Below are 4,722 nucleotides of genomic sequence, written 5' to 3' on the forward strand. Positions count from 1 at the left end.
CGTGACGTTTCTGCGGGGGGTGGGGCGTCATGCGTTCGAGCGCTCCGACGCGATGTACGCGGAGGACGTGGCGGTTCGCATCGCCACGGCCCTGGACCTGGCGGGGCTGCTCGGCGACGACCGCTGACACGGGGGTTTCGCCCTCGCCGTCCCGACCCCCGCTCCTTGAACTCCCCCGGAGGGGCTGAAGTTCAGCCCCTCCGGCGTTCGAGGAGCGGGGGCCCGGGGGCAGCGCCCCTGGGATGACGGGGGTCCCCCGCTCGAGCGAAGCCGAGAGTGGGGAGGGAAGGGGCGGCGGGGACGGGATCAACGGCGGTAGAAGATCCGGTCGCCGTACTCGTCCATGATGCGGGCGTTCCACTCGTGGCCGCCGTCCACGTTGCCGGAGCGCAGGAGCGGCGGCTCGATGCCGCGGTCGGCGAGAACCGCCGCCGTCGTGGCCATGACGGCCTGCAGGAGCGCCGTGGTGACCACCGTGGACGCGGGAGCGAAGGGCGCGGGCACGTTGTCGAGGGTGAGCTCCGCGTCACCGACCGCGATCCGGGAGTCCAGTACGAGATCGCAGTGGTCCTTCAGGAACGTCCCGGAGGAGTGCCGGGACGTCGTCTGCGCCGCGTACGCCACCGACGTCACGCCGATCACCCGCACGCCCCGTTCCCGGGCCTTCACGGCCATCTCCACGGGCAGCGCGTTGCGCCCGGACAGCGAGATGACGATCAGCGCGTCGCCCGCGCGCAGGGGTGAGGAGTCGAGCACGACGCCCGCGAGGCCGTCGACCCGCTCCAGGGCGGAGCCCAGCGTGGCCGGCATGACGTCGACGCCGACGACCCCCGGGACGGCGAGCAGGTTCATCAGGGCGAGTCCGCCGGCCCGGTAGACGAGGTCCTGCGCGGCCAGCGAGGAGTGCCCGGCGCCGAAGGCGAAGAGCCGGCCGCCGTCCGCGACCGTGTCGGCGAGCAGCGTGCCCGCCGCCGCGACGGACTCGGCCTCCTCGTCGCGGATCCGCTGCAACAGGTCGATCGCGGCGTCGAGGAACCGATCGGCCGGCGTGCGGTCGCTCATGCGGCATCCCTTCGGGCACTTCGGGCAGGAGTGTCGCGGATCACCGTGCGGTCTGGACCAGTGCCGTGTCAATACGGCGCCCGACGGCGGGGTTTCCCCTCCGCGCGGCCCCTCGTTTCCACTGCGCGGCCCGGTTGTCGGTCCGATGCGTCAGAATTGGGTCCTGGGCCAGCGCACGCGCCGGTGAGCCGTCCAGCCTCCGGCAGAGCCATCCGCAGATCTCATCGAGGGGCATGTATGTCCGGACTGATCGACACCACGGAGATGTATCTCCGCACCATCCTCGAGCTGGAGGAGGAAGGTGTGGTCCCCATGCGCGCCCGGATCGCCGAGCGGCTCGACCAGAGCGGGCCGACGGTCAGCCAGACGGTGGCGCGGATGGAGCGCGACGGCCTGGTGTCCGTCGCCCCCGACCGGCACCTGGAGCTCACCGAGGAGGGCCGCCGGCTGGCCACGCGCGTGATGCGCAAGCACCGCCTCGCCGAGTGTCTCCTGGTCGACGTGATCGGCCTGGAGTGGGAGCAGGTCCACGCCGAGGCCTGTCGCTGGGAGCACGTGATGAGCGAGGCCGTCGAGCGCCGCGTGCTGGAGCTGCTGAGGCACCCCACCGAGTCGCCGTACGGCAACCCGATCCCGGGCCTGGAGGAGCTGGGCGAGAAGGACGGGGCCGACCCGTTCCTGGACGAGGGCATGGTGTCCCTGGCCGACCTCGACCCGGGCGCCGGGGGCAAGACGGTCGTGGTGCGCCGGATCGGCGAGCCGATCCAGACGGACGCGCAGCTCATGTACACGCTGCGCCGGGCGGGCGTGCAGCCCGGTTCGGTGGTCAGCGTGACGGAGTCGGCGGGCGGGGTGCTGGTGGGCAGCAGTGGCGAGGCGGCCGAGCTGGAGTCGGAGGTGGCCTCGCACGTGTTCGTCGCCAAGCCCTGACCGGCCGGCCGGCCGGTGGGACGGGACGTCGGACGGCCGGTCCGCGCCCGCCGGTGTGAGGTGTGAACGCGCCGAATCCGAGATCCACTGCGGCGATTCGCAGCGCTCACCGGATTCGCGTGCGAGGCTGTCGCGTGAGGCATATGACCTGAGTGGCTCTGGCCGGGCCGACAGCGATGTCACCCCGGCAGGGGAGGGGCGGGACGATGTGCCGTGACCACGTGAGGAGCCCCGGCGCCGCACGGCGCCGGGGCCTGTCCTCCCCTGTGCTGACCCGGAGCCCCGAGCTCTCAGGGTCATTCCCCTCGGACCGTTTTCCCCGAGCGGTCCGCCTCCCGATGAAGATCTCCCCCGGGACGCGGCGATCAATCCCCGCAGAGGGTCACTCGAACGAGGGGTGTTGCCGGGCAAGAAGCCATTTTCGAATGCTCATTCGATAGCCTGCGGGCAGCGGTGACAGGCAGGGCCAGTACACAGGCAGCAGACGGGCAGCGGGCAGGCAGCGAGCTTGGGGGGTGCCAGGACCATGGCGCGACGCATCGACGTGACCGGGGCGGACGGCGTACGGCTCGCCGCCTGGGAGTTCGGCGACCCGCCCAAGAACGGGGCCGACCCGGCGGAGAGCGCCGCGCAGAGCGCCCCCGGCGTGCTGTTACTGCACGGCCTGATGGGCCGCGCCTCGCACTGGGCGTCCACCGCCCGCCGGCTCTCCGGGCGGTACCGCGCGGTCGCCCTCGACCAGCGCGGCCACGGCCGCAGCGACAAGTCCCCGCAGGCCTCCTTCACCCGTGACGCCTACGTCGACGACGCCGAGGCCGCCGTGGAGCAGCTCGGTCTCGGCCCCACCGTCCTCATCGGCCACGCGATGGGCGCGCTGACCGCCTGGCAGCTCGCCGCCAAACGCCCCGACCTGGTGCGCGGGCTGGTCATCTGTGACATGCGGGCCTCCGCCCTCGGGGCCGCCTCGCAGCGCGAGTGGGCGGAGTGGTTCAAGGCCTGGCCGGTCCCGTTCGCCACGCTCGCCGACGTACGCAAGTGGTTCGGCGAGGACGACCCCTGGGTGGAGCGGCCCAACCCGGCCCGCGGCGCGTTCTACGCCGAGGTGATGGCCGAGTCCCCGGACGGCTGGCGCCCGGTGTTCGACCCGGACCAGATGCTCCGCTCCCGCGAGACCTGGGTCTTCGACGCGCACTGGGAGGAACTGGCCCAGGTGCGCTGCCCCGCCCTGGTGGTCCGCGGCCTCGACGGCGAACTCGGCCGCGCGGAGGCCCAGGAGATGGTCCGCGTCATGCCCCACGGCCGGTACGCGGAGGTCGCCGACGCCGGCCACCTGGTCCACTACGACCAGCCGGAGACCTGGCTCGCGGCGATCGAACCCTTCCTGGACTCACTGGACGACCGCTGACCCCGGACCGCTGACCCCACTCCGTGACGGGAGCCCGGCGACACCGCTCACCGCTCGTACGCCCGGGCGCCCCCCGGGTGGCCCGGGGAACCGACGCACCGGAACCCGCGGGCCGGGGTGGTGATCACGCCGGGACGGAGGACCGTCCTGCCGCAGCGGGGAGCCCGGTGGGCCGGTGGGCCGCCTTCCCCACGGGGACCGCCGTGGGCCGCGCGCCGGAACGCCACGTGCCCGGGCCCCGCGCCACGTCGAGGGGGCCCGGCCTTCCGGCCGGTCCCCTCCGCCCCTTGACGCCCACGACCGGCGGGAGACCCGTCCGGCGGGAGACCCGGCCGTCCCCGGCGGCGCTTCCGCTCCTCACCCCTTGCTCACCGCCGTCAGGATCTCCGGCAGCCGGCGGGCCGTCTGCGGGGCCGCCAGCCGCAGGCCGAGGAACGTCAGGGCGGCGCCGTACGCCGTGCCCACCGGCAGCAGCAGCCACAGCCGGTCGTCGCCGCCCTCGGCGATGTTCAGCCAGATGGTGAGGGCGATGACCGGGACGCACAGCACCGCCGCCGCGACCATGCCGCCGAAGACGGAGATCCAGGCCAGCCCGACCTGCCCCGGGGCGACGTTCCTGTGGCCCTCCTGCGGGATGGAGTACGGGAAGCGGGCCGAGGTCCACGCGCCCGTCGAGAGCATCGCGCCGAGCAGCGCGAAGGTCAGGCCCAGCGCCTCCGGCAGCCGCGCCCAGTCGTCGAGCATCGCCGTCGTCAGCACGGTGACGAGCGTGGCGTACGGCAGGGTGACCAGCAGCAGCGCCAGCGCGCGGGCGCGCAGCTCGACGTACGCCTCCCGGGTCGACGAGATCGTCATCGCGACCATCCAGAACGCCGAGGTGTCCTGCCCGAACTGGTTGTACATCTGGATGCCGAGCATCCCGGCGGCGAAACAGGCGAAGTAGACCGAGCCGGTGCCCTGCCAGGCGTTGAACACCGGCACGATCAGCCCGATCGCCAGCGAGGTCACCCACGCGGCCTTCGTCTTCGGATCGCGCCGGATGTAGCGCAGGCTGCGCTCCATGGCCGTACCCGTGCGGCCCGGCGGCAGCAGCCGGGACAGGCCCGTCGACGCGCGGTCGCGGACCGCCGTGTCCCCGGCCGCCTGGAGGGTGGAACCGTCCGGCGAGGTCATCAGCCGCGTCAGGGAACGCGACCACAGCGCGAGCAGCCCCGCCAACGCCGCGGCGCTCAGCGCCAGTTGCGCCAGCGCGACCCCGTACGCCCCCTCACCCGCCGTGTGCACCGCGGCGACCGCCGACGCCGGCGGGAACCAGCGCAGTACGT

3 protein-coding genes and 1 pseudogene are annotated in these 4,722 nt (G+C 73.4%); 2 read left to right on the forward strand and 2 right to left on the reverse strand.

The genetic code is table 11. The features are described 5' to 3' along the window. Positions 1-306: 306 nt before the first annotated feature. Complete coding sequence (locus tag B7767_RS28965) at positions 307-1,062, reverse strand: SIS domain-containing protein (RefSeq protein ID WP_085574747.1); 756 nt, start codon at positions 1,060-1,062, stop codon at positions 307-309. Between the two features lie 237 nt (positions 1,063-1,299). On the opposite strand from B7767_RS28965, the gene B7767_RS28970 reads away from it, so the two are divergent. Both B7767_RS28970 and B7767_RS28975 read left to right on the forward strand, forming a co-directional pair. Continuing rightward, complete coding sequence (locus B7767_RS28970; RefSeq protein ID WP_030835378.1) at positions 1,300-1,992, forward strand: metal-dependent transcriptional regulator; 693 nt, start codon at positions 1,300-1,302, stop codon at positions 1,990-1,992. 526 nt (positions 1,993-2,518) lie between these two features. After that, positions 2,519-3,397 (forward strand): alpha/beta fold hydrolase, encoded by an 879-nt coding sequence (locus tag B7767_RS28975; RefSeq protein WP_085574748.1) that lies wholly within the window; start codon positions 2,519-2,521, stop codon positions 3,395-3,397. A gap of 357 nt (positions 3,398-3,754) precedes the next feature. On the opposite strand, the pseudogene B7767_RS28980 reads toward B7767_RS28975, so the two are convergent. Further along, positions 3,755-4,722, reverse strand: a pseudogene (locus tag B7767_RS28980) (transporter); the annotation flags it as partial.

The sequence above is a fragment of the Streptomyces sp. 13-12-16 genome (assembly GCF_002114215.1).
In the GTDB taxonomy this organism is placed as follows: Bacteria; Actinomycetota; Actinomycetes; order Streptomycetales; family Streptomycetaceae; genus Streptomyces.